The 20,127-nt window shown below is 69.3% G+C and carries 19 protein-coding genes; 9 read left to right on the forward strand and 10 right to left on the reverse strand.

Annotated elements, in window-relative coordinates:
- Positions 1 to 4: 4 nt before the first annotated feature.
- A complete protein-coding gene (locus DEIGR_RS05075; protein WP_058975833.1) occupies positions 5 to 4,009 on the reverse strand; it encodes an ExeM/NucH family extracellular endonuclease in 4,005 nt (1,334 codons plus the stop codon).
- Positions 3,999 to 4,166: a hypothetical protein gene (locus tag DEIGR_RS20810; RefSeq protein WP_160329914.1), complete on the reverse strand. Its 168-nt coding sequence runs from the start codon at positions 4,164 to 4,166 to the stop codon at positions 3,999 to 4,001. Before DEIGR_RS20810 ends, DEIGR_RS05075 begins: the two co-directional genes overlap by 11 nt.
- Positions 4,167 to 4,317: 151 nt before the next feature.
- Here DEIGR_RS20810 and DEIGR_RS05080 point away from each other — a divergent pair, with 151 nt between their 5' ends.
- The 4 genes from DEIGR_RS05080 (at position 4,318) to DEIGR_RS05095 (ending at position 7,392) form a co-directional block, all read left to right on the forward strand.
- Positions 4,318 to 4,569 (forward strand): PqqD family protein, encoded by a 252-nt coding sequence (locus DEIGR_RS05080; protein ID WP_058975835.1) that lies wholly within the window; start codon positions 4,318 to 4,320, stop codon positions 4,567 to 4,569.
- Positions 4,570 to 4,596: 27 nt separating this feature from the next.
- Positions 4,597 to 5,442, forward strand: coding sequence for a hypothetical protein (locus DEIGR_RS05085; RefSeq protein WP_058975837.1), 846 nt, complete (start codon positions 4,597 to 4,599; stop codon positions 5,440 to 5,442).
- 54 nt (positions 5,443 to 5,496) lie between these two features.
- Complete coding sequence (locus DEIGR_RS05090) at positions 5,497 to 5,979, forward strand: hypothetical protein (RefSeq protein ID WP_058975839.1); 483 nt, start codon at positions 5,497 to 5,499, stop codon at positions 5,977 to 5,979.
- 93 nt (positions 5,980 to 6,072) lie between these two features.
- Positions 6,073 to 7,392: a LysM peptidoglycan-binding domain-containing protein gene (locus tag DEIGR_RS05095; RefSeq protein ID WP_058975840.1), complete on the forward strand. Its 1,320-nt coding sequence runs from the start codon at positions 6,073 to 6,075 to the stop codon at positions 7,390 to 7,392.
- Here DEIGR_RS05095 and DEIGR_RS05100 read toward each other — a convergent pair.
- Positions 7,380 to 8,180 carry a group III truncated hemoglobin gene (locus DEIGR_RS05100; protein ID WP_058975841.1) on the reverse strand — a complete coding sequence of 267 codons (801 nt, stop codon included), beginning with the start codon at positions 8,178 to 8,180 and terminating at the stop codon, positions 7,380 to 7,382. The two genes, DEIGR_RS05095 and DEIGR_RS05100, sit on opposite strands and share 13 nt — an antisense overlap.
- 61 nt (positions 8,181 to 8,241) lie before the next feature.
- On the opposite strand from DEIGR_RS05100, the gene dusA reads away from it, so the two are divergent.
- The gene (gene dusA, locus DEIGR_RS05105; protein ID WP_058975842.1) at positions 8,242 to 9,276 is read left to right on the forward strand and encodes a tRNA dihydrouridine(20/20a) synthase DusA; all 1,035 of its coding nucleotides are present in this window, start codon (positions 8,242 to 8,244) and stop codon (positions 9,274 to 9,276) included.
- Positions 9,277 to 9,299: 23 nt separating this feature from the next.
- Here the strand turns inward: dusA and apaG are convergent, their stop codons facing one another.
- Positions 9,300 to 9,692, reverse strand: a complete 393-nt coding sequence (apaG, locus tag DEIGR_RS05110) for a Co2+/Mg2+ efflux protein ApaG (protein WP_058978539.1) — start codon at positions 9,690 to 9,692, stop codon at positions 9,300 to 9,302.
- Between the two features lie 65 nt (positions 9,693 to 9,757).
- On the opposite strand from apaG, the gene DEIGR_RS05115 reads away from it, so the two are divergent.
- Positions 9,758 to 10,849: a M42 family metallopeptidase gene (locus tag DEIGR_RS05115; RefSeq protein WP_058975844.1), complete on the forward strand. Its 1,092-nt coding sequence runs from the start codon at positions 9,758 to 9,760 to the stop codon at positions 10,847 to 10,849.
- A 66-nt stretch (positions 10,850 to 10,915) separates the two neighbouring features.
- Here DEIGR_RS05115 and DEIGR_RS05120 read toward each other — a convergent pair whose 3' ends face one another.
- The 3 genes from DEIGR_RS05120 to DEIGR_RS05130 form a co-directional block, all read right to left on the reverse strand.
- Positions 10,916 to 11,473 (reverse strand): hypothetical protein, encoded by a 558-nt coding sequence (locus tag DEIGR_RS05120; RefSeq protein WP_058975846.1) that lies wholly within the window; start codon positions 11,471 to 11,473, stop codon positions 10,916 to 10,918.
- A 108-nt stretch (positions 11,474 to 11,581) separates the two neighbouring features.
- Positions 11,582 to 12,976: an IS66 family transposase gene (gene tnpC, locus DEIGR_RS19590; RefSeq protein ID WP_083523932.1), complete on the reverse strand. Its 1,395-nt coding sequence runs from the start codon at positions 12,974 to 12,976 to the stop codon at positions 11,582 to 11,584.
- A gap of 195 nt (positions 12,977 to 13,171) precedes the next feature.
- Positions 13,172 to 13,534 carry a hypothetical protein gene (locus tag DEIGR_RS05130; RefSeq protein ID WP_058975850.1) on the reverse strand — a complete coding sequence of 121 codons (363 nt, stop codon included), beginning with the start codon at positions 13,532 to 13,534 and terminating at the stop codon, positions 13,172 to 13,174.
- A gap of 88 nt (positions 13,535 to 13,622) precedes the next feature.
- On the opposite strand from DEIGR_RS05130, the gene DEIGR_RS05135 reads away from it, so the two are divergent.
- Entirely contained in the window at positions 13,623 to 14,609 is a 987-nt protein-coding gene (locus DEIGR_RS05135) for a DUF1517 domain-containing protein (protein WP_058975852.1), read from the forward strand.
- A 78-nt stretch (positions 14,610 to 14,687) separates the two neighbouring features.
- Positions 14,688 to 15,014 carry a hypothetical protein gene (locus DEIGR_RS05140; RefSeq protein ID WP_058975854.1) on the forward strand — a complete coding sequence of 109 codons (327 nt, stop codon included), beginning with the start codon at positions 14,688 to 14,690 and terminating at the stop codon, positions 15,012 to 15,014.
- Between the two features lie 171 nt (positions 15,015 to 15,185).
- Here the strand turns inward: DEIGR_RS05140 and DEIGR_RS05145 are convergent, their stop codons facing one another.
- From DEIGR_RS05145 to DEIGR_RS05155, 3 genes are all read right to left on the reverse strand, one after another.
- Positions 15,186 to 16,088, reverse strand: coding sequence for a transposase (locus tag DEIGR_RS05145; protein WP_058975856.1), 903 nt, complete (start codon positions 16,086 to 16,088; stop codon positions 15,186 to 15,188).
- A 371-nt stretch (positions 16,089 to 16,459) separates the two neighbouring features.
- The gene (locus DEIGR_RS05150; protein WP_058975858.1) at positions 16,460 to 17,182 is read right to left on the reverse strand and encodes a c-type cytochrome; all 723 of its coding nucleotides are present in this window, start codon (positions 17,180 to 17,182) and stop codon (positions 16,460 to 16,462) included.
- 127 nt (positions 17,183 to 17,309) lie between these two features.
- Positions 17,310 to 18,134 (reverse strand): phosphatase PAP2 family protein, encoded by an 825-nt coding sequence (locus DEIGR_RS05155; protein ID WP_058975860.1) that lies wholly within the window; start codon positions 18,132 to 18,134, stop codon positions 17,310 to 17,312.
- Positions 18,135 to 18,424: 290 nt separating this feature from the next.
- On the opposite strand from DEIGR_RS05155, the gene DEIGR_RS05160 reads away from it, so the two are divergent.
- Entirely contained in the window at positions 18,425 to 19,996 is a 1,572-nt protein-coding gene (locus DEIGR_RS05160; protein WP_058975862.1) for an ABC transporter ATP-binding protein, read from the forward strand.
- Positions 19,997 to 20,127: the final 131 nt, after the last annotated feature.

Consider the following 20,127-nt stretch of genomic DNA (forward strand, 5'->3'; position numbering starts at 1 on the left):
AGGATCAGGGCGCAGCGCAGATGTTCACTGCGGTGGCCATGCTCCTGGGATTGGGTGCGCCAGTTGCGAAGTCGGTGCTGTTCTGATCAGTATCCGCGCATCCGTTCGCGGCGCGCTGCAGGCTGAGGGTGTTGCTGGGCGCCGGAGCTGCCGAGCCTTCGAACTGGTTGCTCGCAGCCCCCAGGAAGTCGACGATGTTCCCGCCAGTCACGTTGCCAGCGGTCGAGCCGATCGCCACGTTGGTATTGGTCAAGGCCACCTTGAAGGAGCCGGCGCCCATTGCGAAGGTGCAGGAGGTCAGGTCGGGCGTTGGCAGAGGCGCCGCCGTGGTGCTGGTTCCGGCTGCGCACTGCACGAGGTAGTACTGACCGGCCGCAAGGGAAACATTCGGGAGAGCCAGAGGCGTGTTGGTGAACGCACTGTTGGCGCTGGTGAACTGGAGGAACAGACCGTTCAGGCTCAGGGCACTGCTCGTGGGGTTGAACAGCTCAATGAAGTCATTCTTGTAAGTGGCGCCGTTGTTGCCGCCCCCGCCATGTGCCTGGCTGATCACGATGTGATTCACGGGGGCGGGCACGGGCGCGACCGTCACGGTGAGGGTGGTGGTGGCGTCGCTGATGCCTGCGCCGGTGCCGCGCACGGTGACGGTGTACGTGCCGGTGGTGGCGCCGGTCGCGTTGATGTTCAGCGTGCCGCTCGTGCCGGTGCCGGGCTGGGTGTTGACGGTGACGGTGGGGGCGGTGCCCGCGCCGGTCACGCTGTCCACGTTCAGGGTGACGCTGTCCGTGAAGTTCGTGCGCGTCACGGTGACGGGGGTCGTGGTGCCAGCGCCCACCGTGACGCTCTTGTTCGTGCCGCTCAGGGTGATGCTGGGGGCGGGCTTCACGGTGACGGTCAGGGTGCTGCTGCTGCTCTGGCCGTTGTTCGCGGCGGTGACCGTGTACGTGTACGTCCCGGCTGCCGTGCCGGTGGGGGCCTGCACGGTGACGGTGAAGGGCGTGCCATCGGTGGCGGTGGCGGGCGCGCTGACGATGGCCGGGGCGCTGCCGACGGGCGTGACGGTGACGGTCAGGTCGCCGGTCAGGTTGGTGCCGGACGCCGCGTAGCTCTGGGTGGCTGCCGCGCCGCTGACGTTGACGGACTGGCTGGCCGCGCTGGGCGTCAGGGTGACGGTGGTGACCGGGGCGGGGTTCACGGTGACGGTCAGGGTGCTGCTGTCACTGACGCCGCCGTTCTCGGTGGTGACGGTGTACTCGTACGTGCCGGTGGGGGTGCCCGCAGGGGCCTGGACGGTCACGGTGAAGGGCGCGCCGCTGGTGGCCGTGCTGGGCGCGCTGACGATGCTGGGTGCGCCGCCGACGGGCGTGACCGTGACGGTCAGGGGGCCGGTGGCGTTGGTGAGGGTGGACGTGAAGTTCTGCGTGACGCTCGCGCCGCCCACGGTGACGGTCTGCGTGGCCGTGTCAGGCGTCTGGGTGACGGTCGAGACCAGGGGCGCGTCGGCGGTGAGGTTCAGGCCGATCAGCAGGGGGTCGTGGTCGCTGCTGCGGAACGCGTCCGGGGCGTAGAAGCCCGTCAGCTGTGCGGCGCTCTTGAATTCCGTGTTGTAGTCCAGCACGGTGGGTTCGTCGCTGTTGATGTGCCACTTGGTCTTCCCGGTGACCTGCGCGGCGAGGCTGGCGCTGCCGACCGCCTGGTCGAGGCTGCCCCACTGCCCGTCGAACTGGTAGGAGTACACGTTCCGGTCGAACAGGTTGGCGTACCCGGCAGTCGCGAGGATGCTCAGGGGTTCCTCGCCCGCGTAGGCGTTGTAGTCGCCCATCAGGAGGCGGTCGCTTTCGTCGACGCCGGTGGGGTTGGTGCCGAGCCAGTTGGCGATGGCGGTCGCGGCGTTGCGGCGGGCCTTGTACCCGTTGCCCTGCCCATCGCCAGTATCGGTGTCGCCCAGGGCGTCGCATTTACTTCCCTTACTCTTCAGGTGCATGGCGACGGCCGTGAAGCGCCCGCCGTTGGTGTTGCTCTGGAAGGTCTGCGCCCAGGTGGGGCGGTTGCAGGTGTCGGCGTAGTTCGCGTCGAAACTGTTGTTGAGAATCGCCAAATTCCCGACGGGCGTGACGGAGGCGGGTTTGTAGATCATGGCGAGGCTGATGGCGTCCGTGCCGACCTTCGCGCCGGGGTTGACGTAGGCGTACGTCCCGGCCCCGAGCTTCTCGTTCAGTTTCTGCACGAGCCACGCCACGGAGCTGCTGCTGCCCTTGTCGAAGTCGTTCTGGATTTCCATCAGGTTCAGCACGTCGGCGTTCAGGCCCCTGATGGCTGCCACGATCTTGTCCTGCTGCCGCTCGAATTCCTCGCACGTGTTCGCGCCGCGCATGATGTACTGGGTGCCGCTCTTGGTCGAGTCGAAGCCGTTGGGTGTGCAGCCGCTGTTGCTGACCGACAGCGTCGTGAAGTAGTTCAGGACGTTCATGGCGCCGACGCGCAGGGTGCCGCCCACGGCTTCCGGAGCGCTCAGGCGGGGGCTGCCGTCCGTGATCTGAACATTGGTCTGCGTGGCATGGATGCGGTACGTGTCGATGCTGCCGCTGCCCGTCCAGCCGTCGTTGCCGTACCCGAGGACACCAGTCACGTTGACGGTGTCGCCACCTCGCAGGGTATTCGCGGCGCTCAGGGGCTGGCCTCCCCGCGCGAAGATCTCCGGATCGGGGTTCGACACGCGGCTGCCGTCGTCGATGCGGATGTAGCGGTTGTTGAAGGTCGTCTGGTACGCGGCGTACGCAGTGGGGTCCGGAGCGTTCAACTGCGTGAAGTTCAGGACGCGCGCGTCGGCAATGTCGAAGCTCGCACCTCGACCCAGGGTGAAGTTGTTCGTGACGACTCCACTGGTGGTGACCCGCATGCCTTCCAGACGTTCACGCGCGCTGAAGTCCAGCGGGAGCGTCAGCGGCTGCGCGTCCGGGAGGGGCACGCCGGTCGTCAGCGTGGTGACACCGGCCCCGGTGGTCGTGATCTGGGTGTTGTTGAACGCCTCTGCGGCCGTGCCGGTCACGCGCACGCGGTCACCGGCGCTCACGCTGGGGCAGCTGGTGTTGCAGTACACGAAGATGCCGTCACTGGTGGTGACGTCGCCGTCAATGTCGATCTCTTCTTCCTGCAGGAAGAATCCGCGCAGGGACGTGGTGGCATTGGTGGTGTGAACGGACGTGACCACGCCCTCGACCGCGACGCTCTGGCCGCTGACGGGCGTGGCGGCGTTCCCGCTGGGCGTGGCGCCCTGAACTGCGTGGATGCCGGTCAGGTTGGTGACCGTGCCGGGGTTGTCGGCGACAGCGAAGACCAGACTGAACGTGAACGGGTCCACGTCGGAGATCTCGGTGCCCTGAAGTGGGACGCGAGCGGCGAATGTGACGGTCTGGCTGCTGCCGGCGGGCAGTTGTGTGGTCTGCCAGCCGCGGTGGCCGATGTTGGGTGCGGTCGTGCCGGCCGGGAGGGTCAGGCCCAGCGTGCCGCTGTCGATGTTCGTCAGGAACGGCGTGGCGGCCGGGTCGGGGGCGATGGCACCGCCGCTGTTCGTGTGAGCGATCTCGACGGCCATGCCCCTGCTGGAGACGGGCGCGCCGGTGCGGGTGCGGACGTTCCGGAACGGGCCGGTGCCGTCGGTGGCGTAGGCGCCGTCGGTGTCGACCGGGACGAACGTGGGGAGCGTGATGGTGGTCCCCGTGTTGTTGGTGACGGTGAAGGTGGCCGTCATGTGCACGACCCGTCTGACCTCGTCCACCATGTTGGTCATGCTGGTGCGGGTGAAACTGAGCTGATCGAAGGGGATTTCCGTGGCCTGTCCCGTGACGCTCTGGACGGTCGCTGCGCCGCCCTGGTTGACGCGCAGTTCGTACAGGCCGAAGGTCCGGGCCTTATTGACGGTGGGTGCGGGCGTGATGGTGACCGGTGTGGTGGTGCCGCACGCGGTCAGGGCGAGCAGTCCGGCGAGCAGGAGGCTTTTAGCGTTCACTGGGGCCTCCGGGCATGCCGGGCAGGCCGTTGAAGCCGACGGAGCCGATCAGGGTGACGGCCTGCCACTGGCCGACGGGCGTGACCGTGGGGGGCGTGTAGGGGAGGGGGGCCGCGGTGTGGGGCGCGGGCGCGGGCAGGGTGGTGCTGGCGTTCACGGTGGACTCCTGTAGAACCCGGCCCCTGTGGGGCGGGTATTGTGAATGATTCGTGAATCAATATCGGGCGGAAACGTCATGAACCGGATGTGTCAAGCGTAACTGCGTGAGTACTGCCTGCGGTCATCTATAGAACCGCTACCCTGCGCGCATGTGGAACCGGCCCGCCGACCTGCTCGTCACCGATCTGGACGACGAGCTGATCCTGATGGACCCCGACAGCGCCGAGATGTACAGCCTGAACGGCAGCGCCCGCCTGCTCTGGCAGGCCCTGCCCGCCACCGAGGCCGCCCTGCTGGACCTCCTGCAACGCACCTACGGTCTGGAGGCCGCGGCCGCCCACGCCGACCTGCACGCGTGGCTGAGCGACATGGGTCGGCGCGGTCTCGTGCAGCCCGCCTGAGCGGCCCCCGCACCGGGCGCACCTGACATGCTCACCAGCCTCGACCTGCACCTGACCGGCGACCTGAACGACGCCCAGCGTCACCTCCTGGCGTACGACTGGGCCTTCCCGGGCCCGCGCCCCGCCACGCGGCCGGTGTCCGTCCGGACCGGACCGCTGCCCGCCGCACCTGACGGTCCCACGCAGGCGGTCGCGCTGCCCGACCGCGTCATCCCGGTGCAGCGGCGCGGCGACGACCTGTGGCTGAATGCCGAACTGCACCTGCGCCTCCTGCCGGGCGGCGCGGCACTGACCGTCCCGCACGCCGGGGCCGCGCGGGACGTCTGGGCGCTGGCCCTGACCGAACTGCACCGCGCCGCCGGGTGGCTCCCGCTGCACGCCGCGCTGATCGGCACGCCCACCCACGCCGTGCTGATCGGCGGTCCCAGCGGCGCGGGCAAGAGCACCGCCTGCCTGCGCCTGCGCGCCGCGGGCCTGACCGTGCACGCCGAGGACCGCGCGTGGTTCCACCCGGACGGGCACGCACTGGGCATGGACCGCACCCTGCGCGCCTACCGCGACAGCCTGGACCGGTTCGCGCCGCACCTGCTGCCCGCCGCGGCCACCGCCCCCCGCGACCCGCGCGGCAAGATCGTCCTGCCCCTGCAGCCCCAGCCGCCCGTCACGCTGCGCGGCGTGCTGCTGCTGGGCGACGGCGGCCCGCTGAGCACGCCGGAGCGCGTGCGTCACGCCTGGGAACTGACCGGCGTGCCCCTGACGGCCGCGGGCCGCGCCGCCGCCACGCACAGCGTGCAGGCGCTGCTGCGAAGCGTGCCCTGGGGCTGCACGACGCGTGGCACCGTCGAGGCGGACGTCCGCGCCCTGCTGCACTGACCCGGCTCGCATGATCCGGCTGGAGTTCCGGCGGGAATGCTCTACGCTGCTCGTATGGAGTTCATCCGTCGCCTTCATGATCTGCGGTTCGACACGCCGCTCGGCATTCTGCTGTCCACGCCGCTGGTGGCCGCCTGTCTCGTGCTGTTCGTCTGGAGTCTCGCGCCTGCCATCAAGGGTGCGGTCAGTCCCTCGTTCAAGGTGTGGTTGCGTGTCACCTGGGCCGCGTTCCTGCTTCCGGCGGTGACGGGTGTGCTGCTGGCCCTGAACGGCGAGAAGGTCGCCAGTGCCACCGACGTGGGCAAGGGCCTGAGCCGTTACGGCTACCCGGTCGATCCCAGCCGGAACGGGGAACATTGGATGTACGTGGCGTTCGTGCTCGGCAGCCTGTACCTGATTGAGGTGCTCATGGGTGAGCGGCTGGTGGCGCGCCGCGTCGGCCTGCGGTTCCTGCCGCTGGTGACGCTTTTCATGTACGGCTGCGCGTTCATGATCGGGCGGGTCGCGGTGCTGCCCGGCAGCACGCCCGGCACCTGAACGCCGCCCGCCGGGCGCTGCGGGTGCGGGCATGAATGTCACGTCAGCTTCGGTTCACGCCCCGGGAGGGCAACTGTGATCAGGTGTGACCCCATGCGGCGACTGTCTGTTTCTCTCCTGCTGGCCGGACTGGGCTGCGCCGCGCTGGCGGTACCGGCCAGCGTGACGGTCCGGAGCGGCGACACGCTGTTCCGCATCTCGACCCGCACCGGGGTCAGCGTGGCCGACATCCAGCGCCTGAACGGCCTGCGGGGCACCACCATCCGCGCCGGGCAGGTGCTGCGCCTCGTGGGACCGGCCGGCGCGGCCACCCCGGCCCGTCCGGCCAGTGGCGCGGGCCCGTACACCGTGAAGAAGGGGGACACCCTGAGCGCCATCGCCGCCCGCTTCGGCGTGACGGTCGCGGCACTTCAGGCGGGGAACAGCCTGCGGGGTACGGCGCTGGCGGTCGGGCAGCGCCTCAAGATCCCGCCCCGCACCCGCGCGGCCGCGCCGGTCCGGCCGCCCACCACCGAGGTCCGCGTGGTGTACCGCTACGTCCGCGTCGGCGTGAAGGACACCCCGCAGGCCCTCGCCGCCCGCTACCGCCTGAGCGTGGACGACCTGCGCCGCCTGAACGGCCTGGGCAGCTTCAAGCACATCGTGCCCGGCAAGAAACTCCTCGTGCCGTCGCGGGTGCCCGTCCCGATCCCCCCGAAACCGCAGCGTGACCCCGTGACCTTCAAGCGCCTGACGCCACTGAACGTGCCCATGCAGATCGCCAACGTGGACCTGCGCTGGCGCAGCACGCTCGTCGCCCCGGTGCTGCCCGGGCGGGCGCTGGTGTTCAATTCCGGCGCGCGGGTCGGGGAACTCGCCCGGCGCAGCGGCGCGCGCGTGCTCGTGAACGGCAGCTACTTCCACCCGCAGTCCTTCGCGCCCGCCGGGGACATCGTCACGCAGGGGCGACTGCTCACCTGGGGCCGCATCCCGCAGGCGCTGGCCATCACGCCGGACAACCGCGCCGCGATCCGGCCCAGCGCCACGGCGCTGCTGGGCCGCCCGCTGGACACCACCTGGACCGGCATGGAGACCGTGATCGCCACCGGGCCGCGCATCCTCAGCGGCGGGCAGGTCGTCACGCGCTACAGCACGGCGTTCCGTGACCCGGCGCTGTTCGGCCGCGCCGCGCGCAGCGCCGTGGGGCTGGTCAGCAACCGCGACCTCGTCCTGGTCAGCACGCACGCGAAACTCACGACCACCGAGATGGGCAAGCTGCTGCTGCGGCTGGGCGTGCGGGACGCGCTGCTGCTCGACGGGGGCAGCAGCGCCGGGATCGCCTGGAACGGCCGCGCCGTGCTGGACAGCGTGCGGCGCGTCAGTTACGGCATCGGGGTGTTCACGAACTACACCGGACGCCGCTACGCCCGCTGACGGCCACCCAGCCGCGCGCCCATCGCCCGCGCCCTGGCCGTCAGCAGGTCGGCGGCGGGTGCGAGCAGGAGATCGCGCGCCGTCGCCTCCCACAGCGTCAGCCACGCCCGCAGGTGCTCGCCCCGCACGCCCAGCCCCGCGTGCGCCGCGTTCAGGTTCCCTCGCCACGGGACGAGGTCCGCGTCGCCGCCCAGCAGCGTCACCCAGAACGCCGTGACGCGCCCCAGGTGCGCGGGCCAGTCCTCGACGTGCGCCGCGAACACCGGCCCCAGCAGCGGGTCACGGCGCGCGCGGGCGTAGAACTCGGTCACGACCGCCGCCAGCGCGGGCACGCCCCCCACCTCCTCCAGCGGGGAGCCGGGCGTGCGGTCCGCCCAGCCGGGCAGCGCCGCCAGGAAGTCAGCCCGCACGGTGTCCGGCAGGTCCGGGGCGGCCCAGGCCACCGCGCGACCGTGCGTCCAGTGCAGCGACACCTCAGACACCCAGGCGTGGACCTGCGCGCCGCGTGGGGGGGCCGCCCATTCCAGGCCCACCTCCGACCCGTGAATCGCGGCGCCCAGCGCGCGGCCCAGCAGCGCCGCGCCCGTGCCCCAGCCCAGCACCGGTACGCCCCGGCGCAGCGCCGCCGTCACGTCGGTCAGCAGCCCCCAGCGCTCCGGCTGGTCCCGCAGGTCGGCCACCGGCCCCCCGTCGTGCGGCAGGAGCAGCCCCGCCGCCTCCCGGATGGGCACGCTGCCCAGCGGGCGGGTGTCCGGCCAGCCGGGCAGGGGAGAGGACGTCAGGAGCATCGCGGGCAGGATACCCGCCTCACGGTTGCGGGCGGGGGGCGCGGCGTACACTGACGGGCTGATGAGTGCCCCCGCCCGCCCCGCCAAGCCCACGCCGCCGCACACGCTGTCGGTCGCGCCCATGATGGACTGGACCGACCGGCACTGCCGCGTCTTCCACCGCACCCTGACCCGCCGCACCCTGCTGTACACCGAGATGGTCACCACCGGCGCGATCCTGCACGGCGACCGCGACCGGCACCTCGCCTTCGACGCGGGGGAACACCCGGTCGCGCTGCAACTGGGCGGCAGCGACGCCCGGGCCCTCGCGGACTGCACCCGCATCGCGCAAGGCTACGGGTACGACGAGGTGAACCTGAACTGCGGCTGCCCCAGCGACCGCGTCAGCAGCGGCTCGTTCGGCGCGTGCCTGATGGGCACCCCGGACGTCGTGGCCCGCGCCGTGGACGCCATGCGCGCCGCCACCACCCTCCCCGTGACCGTCAAGCACCGCATCGGCATCGACGAGCTCGACAGCTACGAGCACCTGACCGGCTTCATCCGTACCGTGGAGGCCGCCGGATGCGACACGTTCATCGTGCACGCCCGCAAGGCGTGGCTCTCGGGCCTGTCCCCCAAGGAGAACCGCGAGATTCCCCCCCTGCGGCACGAGGTCGTGCGGCAGCTGAAGGCCGACTTCCCGCACCTCACCATCGTCCTGAACGGCGGAGTACTCACGCTGGACGCCGCGCAGGACGCTCTGGCCTGGGCGGACGGCGTCATGATCGGCCGCGCCGCGTACCAGGACCCGTTCATCCTCGCCCGCGCGGATCAGGACATCTTTGGAGAGGACACCCTGCCCGTCACGCGCCGCGAGGCCATCCACGCGTACCTGCCCTACGTCGCCGCGCAACTCCAGGCCGGACAGCCCCTGAACCGCATGATGAAACACACCCTGGGCCTCTTCGCCGGGCAGCCCGGCGCGCGCCACTGGAAACGCACCATCAGCGAACAGGGCCACAAACCCGGCGCGGGCCTGGACGTCGTCCACGCCGCGCTGGCAGGCGTGCCGGACCACGTGCTCGACGAGCGCCCGGGCCAGCGCGTCCCGGCCTGAAGTCAGCCTGAGGGCCGTCCGGCTCAGTTCAGGGTGCGGCCCGGTTCGGCCAGCATGAACGGCGCGACCGGCACCCGCGCCCGCGCGCCCCAGGCGTCCTGCATGACGTAATGGCCGCCCATGTGACCGGGCGCGGCCTCCAGCGTCACGAACGAGTCGTACGTGAACGACCCGCCGGGCGGCAGGACCGGCTGCTCGCCGACGACGCCCTCGCCGTCCACGCTGGTCTCGCGGCCCAGCCCGTCCACGATGTCCCAGTGGCGCGCCAGGAGCTTCCAGGTCTGGTCGCTGCGGTTCTCGATGTGGATGATGTACGCGAACACCAGCCGACCCGGCTGGCTGTGCGAGGGCATGAACAGCACCTCGACCCGCACCTGGATGTCGGGGCTGTCGGTGAAAGAGGGGGCGTCCGGCATGAACACCTGCATTGTGGATCATGACCCGTGGTCAGCTGCGGCGTGCGGGGCACACTGTGTCCGGGATGAATGTCGGTGACCCCGGTGCCGGGCGTAGACTCGCGGGCGTGACTATCAACCGTGACTTCCTGTTCAAGCTTCTGGACGCCGCCGCGCCCAGCGGCCTGGAGCGCCGCGCCGCCGACGTCTGGCTCGCCGAGGCCGCCACCTTCGCCCGCACGCACGAGGACCACTACGGCAACGTGTACGCCGAGGTCGGCCCCGAGGACGCCCCCGCCGTCGCCCTGATGGGCCACCTGGACGAGATCGGCCTGATCGTCTCGCACGTGGGAGACGAGGGCTTCCTGAGCGTCCTGCCGGTCGGCGGCTGGGACCCACAGGTGCTCGTCGGGCAGCGCATCCGCGTGCTCGCGCCCGGCGGTGACCTGATCGGCGTGATCGGCAAGAAAGCCATTCACGTCATGGACGCCGACGAGCGCACCAAGGCCAGCCGGATCGAGGACCTCTGGATCGACCTGGGCCTGAGCAAGGAGGAGGTCACGGAGCAGGTGCCGGTCGGCACGTACGCCGTGATCGAGCAGGGCCCCATCATGGTCGGCACGCGCGTCGTGGGCCGCGCGCTGGACAACCGCGTGGGCGCGTTCATCGTGCTCGAAGCCCTGCGCGCCGTCGCCGGGAAGAACCTCCCGTACCGCGTGGTCGCCGTCGGCACCAGCCAGGAGGAGATCGGCTGCTTCGGCGCGCAGCTCGGCGGGTACCACCTGAACCCCGTCGCGGGCGTCGCGGTGGACGTCACCCACGAGACCAAGCAGCCCGGCGTGAGCGAGAAGAAGTACGGCGTGGTGCCCTTCGGGTCCGGCGCGAACCTGACCGTCAGCCCGATGGTCAGCCCCGTCCTGACCCGCCAGATGACCGATGCGGGGCGCGAGGCGGGCGTGCCGTTCACCCTGAGCGCCTCGGGCCGCTACTCCGGCACGGACGCCGACGCCCTGACCCTCGTGCGTGCGGGCGTGCCGACCGCCGTGGTCAGCATCCCCAACCGTTACATGCACTCGCCCAGCGAGATGGTCGACGAGCGGGACGTGAAGGCTTGCACGGACATCATCGCCGCGTGGCTGGAACGCCTGCCGCAGGGCGCGGACTTCACCCGCCGCTGACCGCACCCCGCAGCATGGCAGCGCCCCGCCAACCAGTGGCGGGGCGCTGCTTCTACCGTGTATGGATCAGGAGTTCTTGGCGTCGCGCGCGGCGCTCTTGACGTCGTTGGCGGCCTTCTGCGCGTCGGCCTTGACGTCCGCCACCTTGGCCTGGGCGTCCGCCTTGATCTCGGCGGCCTTGTCCTGTGCGGCGGCCTTCAGGTCGCCCGCCTTGTCCTGGGCAGCGGCCTTCACGTCAGCCGCCTTGTCGCTGGCGGTGCCCGCCACGTCCTTCGCGGCGTCCCCGGCCTTCGCGGCGGCGCCCTGCACGGCGTCCTTCACGTCACCGGCCACTTCTTTGGCCTTGTCCGCGGCGGCCTGCGCGCCCCCGGCCGCGGCGTCCTTCACCTCGCCAGCCTTGTCGGCGATGACGGCTCCGGCGTCCTTGGCGGCCTCCTTGGTCTTCTCCCAGCCCTTGGTGACGCTCTCGCCCACGTCGTGCGCGGCGTCCTTCAGGCCCAGTTCGGCCAGTTTGGCGTCCAGGGCGCGGCGGTTCTGTTCACGGCTGAAGTAATAAGCGCCGGCGCCGACCAGGGCACCGAGCGCGAGCAGACGTTTCACGGGAAAATGACGGTCGCTTTTCATGAGAGCCAGCCTACGCCCCCCTCATCTGTGCAGGATGAGGCGCGATTTACACGGCGTTCAGGGCTTCCTGATACGGACTCCGATTGGTAACTGCTCAGCAGGGCAAGCTCAGGGGTTGAAGTTAGGCATGAGCACGTCACCCGTGAACACGCTGACCAAGCCCTCCCAGACGCTGAGACCTTGCTTCTGCAACGTGGACATGTAACTCCTGATCCGAGCGAAATTGCACCCACCCTCCTCGGACCGGAATCCTCCAGATACCTTGCGTTTCACGCACCATGCCCGCACGTCCCGCTCCGCCTGATTGTTATCAAACGGCACTCGGCAGTCATGTAGGAACAGCAGCACCGCTGCGCGGTGCTGCTGGCACCGCAACGCCAGATTCCGCCCATGTGACTGCTTCGTCGGACCGCGTCGCCCTGGAACGGGCGGCGCGGCTGGGTTGGCCAGCAAGCCCTCCTCAAGCAGTTCATCAAATCGCCGTTCAAACGCCGTGCGGGCCTCTGGGCTCAGCGTCCCGGCGTTCAGGTCGTGATACACCGTCCTCAGCGATTCCCGAAGTGCGCCAGCCCACACCTGCCCATGGTGTTCGGCCAATCCCCGCAGCTCCCGCAACAGATGAGCTCCGCACAGGGCATGCTGTGCCGGAAGTTTGAAGTACGAGCTCCAGGCGTCGTGGACCAGGATGCCGGTGTACTTCGGCAGGACCTTCATGTGCTCCAGTGCCGCGAGGCCGCGCCGGGCATGCTGGCCGTAGAACGTGAGCTGCGCGCAGCTCACGACATGCATCCAGTGCAGCTTCCCGTTCACCGGGCTGCCGGTCTCATCTGCATGCAGCACCGGTTGATGTGTCAGGGCTGTCCTGAGTCGCCCTTCAAAGTCCTGCAGTCGCTCCGCTGCCAGATTCAGGTTCAGCGCGATGGTGCCATCACTCGGGCGTGCTCCGCAGACCGCGTGCAGGATTTCACTGGTGCGTTCGAGGGGCACGAAGTGCGCCACGTTCAGATACACCGTCAAGGCGTGGACCCGTGGACCGTATTGCACCTGAGCCGTGACGTGCGTGGGGAAGGGTGCTCGCTGCCGGGAACGACATCCAGGGCAGATCTTGACGTCGGCGCGGTATTCGGTGACCTGAAGGTGGAGGTCGGGGAGGTCATGAACCTGTCGAGCGACCTGGGTGTCGACTGGAACGTCATCCCAGGCCTGCCCGCAGGTGCAGTGTCCCGTCACCGGGAGATCGACGATGACGTCGGGATGCGCGGACATCTTGAGGGTCTTGCCGGGGTGATCGGGTTGAGCGCCAGAAGACCGGCCGGTCTTCTGGCGCTCACTCTTGGGCTGCCAGGGCTTGTCCTGACTGGGAGGCTGACTGGATGTGGTGCTGTTTCGGGCCAGTTGAGCTTTGATGGTGCGAAGTTCAGCCAGCACCTCAGCGAGCTGGGCTTCGAGTTCACGGACGCGTGCCTCGAGTCGTTTGCAGTTTGGGCAGGGGACCTCGCTGATGGTCCACCTTACCCAATCGACTCCGGAAAATCACCCTGCTGAGCAGTTACTCGGATTGAACGGTGTGGGATAACCGTTCAATCCGAGCGGATGCGAGGAGGAGAGAAACGGGTTCCGGACGTGGAGTGGACGGATCGGTGGTGTTCCGATCTGTCCACGAAGCAAACGGAATCCGTATGAGACACACGCCGGTTCTCAGGCAGTCGTCAGGCCCAGGCGGCGGGCCAGTGCCTCGGTCAGGATCCAGTCCTCCGGTTCGTCGTAGCCCTGCACCTGCACGAGCACGCAGCCCCGCTCCAGGTAGAACGCGCGGATCTTCGCCCAGGCCTCCTCCTCGTCCCCTGCGGTCTCCTCGATGTCCTCCAGGGTGCCCCACACGTCCCCGTCCAGATCGGCGCTGCGCAGCGCCTCGGCGTGCCCGCTTATGACCCAGGCGTCCACCGCCTCGTCCCGCGCGTACGTCTCGCCGTCCCGGCGCAGGTCCAGGCGGTCGTCGCGTTCATACAGTCCGGCCAGGAAGGTCTCCCAGGCGTCGGCAGTCAGGGTGATCACGTTCATCCCCGCAGTGTACCGCCCGCCCCCGCAGCGCCCCGGCGTGAAGGAAGCGTACAGGGACGCGTCCGGCACGCGCCCCGTAGACTGACGCATGACCCGAGCCCACCCCGGCGCAGCCCCGCGCCGCCTGATGCTGCTGGCGGCCCTCCTGCTGATCCTGACCACGCTGCTCGCCTCCGCCCACGCGCAGTCCGGCGGGGGCTTCGGGGGCCGCAGTTCCGGCGGGTCCAGCTCCGGCAGCTCGAGTTCCGGCGGTGGATACAGCGGCGGGAGCTCCTCGCGCGGCGGCAGCTACGGCGGCGGGTACGGTGGGGGCTACGGGGGCGGGTACAGCGGCCCGATCATCATCAACAACGGCGGGTACGGCGGCGGCTACGGGTACAGCACGGGCGGCGGCGGCTTCGGACTGGTCGGACTGATCATCTTCGGCGTGGTGATCTTCGCCGTGGTGATGACCATGCGCCGCAGCCTGGGTGGCGGCGTGCGCGGCCTGAGCAGCGTCAGCGGCACCGCCCAGGCGGTCAGCGTGCAGCTCCTTCTGGCCGAGGGCGAGGAAGTCAAGCGCGCCCTGCAACGTGTCGCGCAGACCGGCGACCCCGACACGAACGAGGGCCTGGCCCGCATGCTGCAGGAGGCCGCGCTGGTCGCGCTGCGCCACCCGGACCGCTGGGTGTACGGCACCGTGCAGCGCGCCCAGGGGTCGGCCAGCACCGCCGACAGTCAGGTGGGCGCCTGGGCCACCGAGGCCCGCGCGGCATTCACCGAACAGACCACCAGCAACTACCAGAACAGAGACCCGAACAGCGGCTACCAGCGCCGGGACGACTACACCTTCAAGGGCGACCCCAGCGACCAGTATCTCGCCGTGACGATCATGGTCGCCGCGCACGCCCTCGCGGCCCTGCCGCCCGCCGGTGTGACCACCGCGCAGGAGGCCCGCGCGGCCCTGAACGCCATCAGCAGCGTCGCCCCGGGCGACCTGATCCGCGCGGACGTCGTCTGGAGCCCCGACGCGCCCGGCGAGTTCCTCTCGGAGGACGAGGCCATACAGAAGTACCCCAGCCTGACCCGCCTGTAGACCCCGTCCGACGAGCAGGACGGATTGCGACCCCCGGCGCAGTGACCCGCCGGGGGTCGCGTCTATCCTGGGCGGGTCATGGCCCGCCGCCAGCCCGAGTCCACCTGGCCTCCGCCGCCCCGCGAGGCGCCCACCTGCGCGCTGTGCGACCGCGCCGTGCCGCAGCTGACCGAGCACCACCTGCTGCCCCGCTCACAGGGGAGACGCCAGGGCCTGCGCGTCACGGACCTGCCCACCGCGATGCTGTGTGGCCCGTGCCACAAGTTCCTCCACCGCACCTTCTCGAACGTGGAACTCGCCCGCGAGTACCGCAACCTCACTGCGCTGCGCGGGCACGAGGACGTGCAGCGCTTCGTGCGCTGGCTCCGCACGCAGCCCGCCACGAAAGCCGTCCGGGTGCGCTGATACGGACTCCGGTTGAAAGGTTTCTGCAAACCTTTCAACCCGAGCGGATGCGACTCGCAGAGCTGCGGAGCAGAGGAGGAGAAAAACGGGTTCCGGGCGTGGAGTGAACAGATCGGTGGTGTTCCGATCTGTTCACGAAACAGACGGAATCCGCTGGAAGCCTGACATAAGTCATGAGAAGCCCTGAACGACGTCCCAGCCGATTGGCGATCGTCGACGACGTGACGGTTCGGGGTCACTGGCCTGGGAGAGGCGCAGCCTCTCCAGGACTGGTGTTCGACGTGTCAATGCCTGTCGAATGGCGCGCAGCCCCATCTGCGCATAACTCAAGCCCCGTACCCAGTGTGGATCAATCTCCCGCCGTTTCCCATGCTCCGTGACGGCAGTACCCTCGCTCAAGACCATCAGGTACGCCAGTCCCAGCACGCACCAGAGTTTCTCCAGTTGGTGCGCCTGATCCAGGCGCGTCTCCTCCAGATTGAAGACCCCGCTCTTCAGGTCGAGGAAGGATTCCTCGACCTGAGTACGTTGGTGATACTCCGCGAATGTTCGCGTGTGACAGGGCTGACTACTCACGATGAACCAAGGATCACGTTGCCCAAAAGGCCGCACCGCCGCGATGTTCACGGGACCGTACCTCTTCCCCGTGACGTACACCCCATGCCGCACGATCAACTGACCGTGGTGACTGAGCTGTGACTGAAATTGCCCCAAGGACGTTCCGTCCTGATCAAAGAGGTGGACGGGACCCTTGCCGCGAATCATCCACTGCCATCCGAAGGTGGTGAAGTCGCCCATCAACGTGTGATCAAGGAAGCCCCGGTCTGCACAGATGCAGACCTCTTCGACCTGTGGCAAGTGGACGAGCAGGCACTGGACGCTGGCGAGCACAGGGTAGATTTCCTGATTCCCCACCGTCGAACTCCCATGACGGATGACGCGCCAGGACAACGGTATGGCACGCCCCCGGTAGACGAGGGAGACGCAGATCACGCACCAGCGTTTGAACAGGAGGGTGGTGTCCAGGGCGAGGGTGATGCGCGCATCACCCCAGTCACGCAGTGCGACCTGCATGAGGTGTTGGTAGACCGCTCGCCAGGGGATGCTGGAGGACGTCAGGGCGCGGAGGAATCGTCGTTCATGACTTTGCGCGTACCGGGCTCGGGAGATCACGAAAGGAGCACCACGCAGCTGGGTTAGGAACACAGGTCAGGAGGAGGCCGGCGACCATCCAGGCGAATGTTCGGGCATGTCGCTGATCCGACCATGGAGCCGCTCGGAGGAGGTTGAAGATGCGGTGGAATAGGATGGAGGCGTCTCCGTCGGTGTGCTGTTCTTGTGTCATGACAGCTCAAGAATGCCCCGTCGGGGGCATTCTCATCTGTAGTGTCAGGCTCTCAGCGGAATCCGTATGAACCGGGCACCCGGACGGAATCGGCAAGGGGTTACTTCAGCGTGGCGACGAACTGCGCGATGGCCGTCATGTCGGCGTCGGTCAGGGGTTTGACCGCGATCCGCATGGCGTCCGGGTAGGCGATGCCCACGGGCGGCATCGCGTGGTACGCCCTGAGGGTCTCCAGGACGCTGGCGGCACTCAGGCCCGCGATGGCCGGGATGCCCACGGCGTCCGCGCCCCTGCCGTCCTCGCCGTGGCAGACCGCGCAGGCCAGCACGTCGCGGGCCGGGGCGCCCTCTAGGTAGAGGGTGCGGCCCAGGGTGCCGGACGCGGTCGTCGGGGCAGCGGTGGAGGTGCTGGGCGGTGCCGGGGTGGGCGCAGCGGGCGGCGTGGCGGGTGCGGGCGCAGCGGGTGGTCCGGCGTAGAACGCGGCGACGTCCACGATGTCCTGATCGCTCAGGCGCGACGCAATGCCCTGCATGGTGCCGTTGCGGCGCGTGCCGCTGCGGAAGGCCAGCAGCGCGTTCTGGATCTGCGCGGCCGGTTCGCCCTTCAGGACGGGGGCGCGGCCGGTCGGGCCGTGGCAGCCGCTGCAACTGGCGGCGATGGCCTCGCCCCGCGTGAGGTCGGCGGGGCCGGCCTTCAGGGTGGTCGCGGGGGCACTCGTCTGCGCGGGTGTGGTCGGCGCCGGTGTGGTCTGGGCCAGGGCGGCGACCCCGGCGAGCAGGGGCGTGACGAGCAGCAGGGCGGCAGGCAGGGAACGTCGGTTCATGGGGTACCCTCCACGGGGCGCGGCAGCGCAGGACGGAATCGAACAGGACGGCGAAAGGACGTGGCAACGACTATCCGGGAAAAACAAAGGGGCAGGTTCGACCTGCCCCGCACGGGTCTGATGACCGTCAGTGTACGACCTGCGGCGCCCCCTGCGCGGCACTCGCCTGGGCAGGCAGCCAGCGGCGCAGCGCCAGCGGCACGCCCTCGGTCGCGACGAGCACCAGAGCCGCGTACCGCAGCGCCCGCACCACGCCCATGTCCTTGAGTTCCTGCGGCAGCGCGCCCAGCGCGAAGTACACCGCGAACACCATGACCAGCCCCAGCACCGCCACGATGAGCCGCCCGGCCCAGTCACGCGGCGGGGCGAACGTGGGCCGCGACGCCCAGAAGCCCGCCAGCAGCCCCAGGCCCGTCCCGAACTCCCGCGGGGCACCCGCCGGAATCAGCGCCGCGACGACCAGCAGCGCCGCCGGAACGCCCCAGCGGAGCGCCCCCGCCTGCGGAAAATGCACCCGCGCGGCCAGCAGCGCGAATCCGACGCCCAGCAGCAGGCCCACCACCACGTCACTGGGGTAGTGCACGTTCAGCAGCAGGCGCGACGCCGCGATCACCGCCACCAGCACGGCGGCGAACACCGTGAAGCCCGTCGAGCGCAGCTGCGCCGCGATGCCCAGCCACAGCGTCGCGCTCATCTGCGCGTGCCCGCTCGGCAGGCCCGGCCCGCCCGCCGTGGCCCGCGCCGCCTCGGACGCCAGCGACGGATCGTTCGTGAACGGCCGGGGCAGGTTCAGCCCGTACTTCAGCGCGGAGTTCAGCAGGTAACTCAGCGCGAACGCCACGCCCAGCTCCCGCCCGCCCCGGGGCCGCACCAGCCACGTGAACAGCGCCAGCACCACGATGAAGACCTCGTCACGACCCAGGTTCGTGATCATCAACCACAGCGATTCCATGATGCCCTCATCATGCACGAAACCCAGCCGGACTGTGCCGCGCGCACGGTTCGTACGGACTCCGATGGAATGGCCGACAAGGCCGCGGGGTCCGAGCGGACCCGCAGAGCTGCGCAGCAGGGCGAGCAGGAGAGAAACGGGCTGCCGGGCGTGGCGTGGGCACCCCGGTGCCGTCCCGGGTTGCCCACGAAACAATGTCAACGGAACAGAAGGAATCCGTATCACGCATCCGCCCGGCGTGCCCCCCTGGGGTCTGTCCAGACGAGCCCGTGAAAGCTAGACTGAACGTTATGACTGTTCCACAGGCCGACGTTCTGCGCGCCGTTCAGCACAACTCCCCGAACGCGCTGGAGTTGCGCGGCATCACCAAACGCTTCCCCCTCGTGCTCGCCAACGACAACATCTCCATGCAGGTCAGGTGGGGCAGCGTCCACGCCCTGTGCGGCGAGAACGGCGCGGGCAAGAGCACCCTGATGAAGATCGTGTACGGCATCCAGCCCCCCACCAGCGGCGAGATCGTCGTGGACGGCGAGGTCGTGAACCTCACCGACCCCAGCGAGGCCATCAAACGCGGCATCGGCATGGTCTTCCAGCACTTCATGCTCGTCGAGACGCTGACCGTCACCGAGAACGTCATCCTGGGCATGGAACCCACCAGCGGCGGCAGCATCAACTACGGCGCGGCCCGTAAACGCGTCGCGGACCTCATCAAGCAGTTCAACTTCGACCTGAACCCCGATGCCATCGTGGGTGAACTGCCCGTCGGTCTGCAGCAGAAGGTCGAGATCCTCAAGACCCTGTACCGCGGCGCCCGCATCCTGATTCTCGACGAACCCACCGCCGTGCTGACCCCCAGCGAGACCGACGAACTGTTCGACTTCCTGGTCAACCAGTACGCCCGGAGCGGCAATGCCGTCGTGTTCATCAGCCACAAGCTGCACGAGGTGCTGCAGATCAGCGACACCATCAGCGTCATCCGCGACGGGAAGATGATCGGCTCGATCCCCACCCAGGGCGCCACCACCGAGATCCTGGCCCGCATGATGGTCGGCCGCGACGTCACCCTGAAGGTCAACAAGGCCCCTGCCCAGCCGGGACAGGTCGCGCTGGACGTGCAGAACGTCGTCGTGAAGGGCGAGCACCGCAACGCCGTGGACGGCGTGAGCTTCCAGGTGCGCGCCGGAGAGATCGTCGGCATCGCGGGCGTCGAGGGCAACGGCCAGAGTGAACTCGTCGAGGCGATCACCGGCCTCCAGACGTACCAGGGTCAGATCACGTACCTCGGCAAGCCCGCGCGCGGCGTGCGCGAGGTCGAGGCCAGCGGCCTGTCCCACGTGCCCGAGGACCGCAACGAACGCGGCCTGGTCCTCGAGATGAGCACCGCCGAGAACTTCATCCTGGGCGAACACGACCGCGCCCCCTTCGCCGGACCGCTGGGCATCCTCAAGCAGGACGTCATCGACGAGAACGCCCGCACCCTCAGCGAGCAGTACGACGTCCGCCCCCGCAGCGCCACCCTGCCCGCCGGGAGCTACTCGGGCGGGAACGCGCAGAAGATCATCGTCGCCCGCGAGATGCGCAAGGGCCCCAAGATCCTGGTCGCCAGCCAGCCCACCCGTGGCGTGGACATCGGCGCGATCGAATTCATCCACGCCCGCATCGTCGAGGCGCGCGACCAGGGCCTCGCCGTGCTGCTCGTCAGCGCCGACCTCGGCGAGGTCATGAACCTCGCCGACCGCATCCTCGTCATGTACGAAGGCAAGGTCGTCGGTGAGGTGAACGCCGCGAACGCCACCGACACCCAGCTGGGTCTCCTGATGACCGGCAGCGGCGGCGACACCACCACCCAGGCCAGCTGGTAAACGGGGGGAGTAGGGAGTGGGCAGTGGGGAGTGGGTGCGGCGCCCGCCTCCGCCCCAACGGGGAGGCCCGCACAGCAGCGATGCTGGCGGGCCTCTTCTTTGCCACTTCCCACTCCCCACTTCCCACTGCC

This window comes from Deinococcus grandis (assembly GCF_001485435.1).
In the GTDB taxonomy this organism is placed as follows: Bacteria; Deinococcota; Deinococci; order Deinococcales; family Deinococcaceae; genus Deinococcus; species Deinococcus grandis.

Bases quoted from the DNA above. Each gene is read 5' to 3' on its own strand.
- DEIGR_RS05080 (WP_058975835.1), top strand. From the start codon at position 4,318: ATGTGGAACCGGCCCGCCGACCTGCTCGTCACCGATCTGGACGACGAG.
- DEIGR_RS05085 (WP_058975837.1), top strand. From the start codon at position 4,597: ATGCTCACCAGCCTCGACCTGCACCTGACCGGCGACCTGAACGACGCC.
- DEIGR_RS05090 (WP_058975839.1), top strand. From the start codon at position 5,497: ATGGAGTTCATCCGTCGCCTTCATGATCTGCGGTTCGACACGCCGCTC.
- DEIGR_RS05095 (WP_058975840.1), top strand. From the start codon at position 6,073: ATGCGGCGACTGTCTGTTTCTCTCCTGCTGGCCGGACTGGGCTGCGCC.
- DEIGR_RS05100 (WP_058975841.1), bottom strand. From the start codon at position 8,180: ATGCTCCTGACGTCCTCTCCCCTGCCCGGCTGGCCGGACACCCGCCCG.
- dusA (WP_058975842.1), top strand. From the start codon at position 8,242: ATGAGTGCCCCCGCCCGCCCCGCCAAGCCCACGCCGCCGCACACGCTG.
- apaG (WP_058978539.1), bottom strand. From the start codon at position 9,692: ATGCCGGACGCCCCCTCTTTCACCGACAGCCCCGACATCCAGGTGCGG.
- DEIGR_RS05115 (WP_058975844.1), top strand. From the start codon at position 9,758: ATGAATGTCGGTGACCCCGGTGCCGGGCGTAGACTCGCGGGCGTGACT.
- DEIGR_RS05120 (WP_058975846.1), bottom strand. From the start codon at position 11,473: ATGAAAAGCGACCGTCATTTTCCCGTGAAACGTCTGCTCGCGCTCGGT.
- DEIGR_RS05130 (WP_058975850.1), bottom strand. From the start codon at position 13,534: ATGAACGTGATCACCCTGACTGCCGACGCCTGGGAGACCTTCCTGGCC.
- DEIGR_RS05135 (WP_058975852.1), top strand. From the start codon at position 13,623: ATGACCCGAGCCCACCCCGGCGCAGCCCCGCGCCGCCTGATGCTGCTG.
- DEIGR_RS05140 (WP_058975854.1), top strand. From the start codon at position 14,688: ATGGCCCGCCGCCAGCCCGAGTCCACCTGGCCTCCGCCGCCCCGCGAG.
- DEIGR_RS05145 (WP_058975856.1), bottom strand. From the start codon at position 16,088: ATGCAGGTCGCACTGCGTGACTGGGGTGATGCGCGCATCACCCTCGCC.
- DEIGR_RS05150 (WP_058975858.1), bottom strand. From the start codon at position 17,182: ATGAACCGACGTTCCCTGCCTGCCGCCCTGCTGCTCGTCACGCCCCTG.
- DEIGR_RS05155 (WP_058975860.1), bottom strand. From the start codon at position 18,134: ATGGAATCGCTGTGGTTGATGATCACGAACCTGGGTCGTGACGAGGTC.
- DEIGR_RS05160 (WP_058975862.1), top strand. From the start codon at position 18,425: ATGACTGTTCCACAGGCCGACGTTCTGCGCGCCGTTCAGCACAACTCC.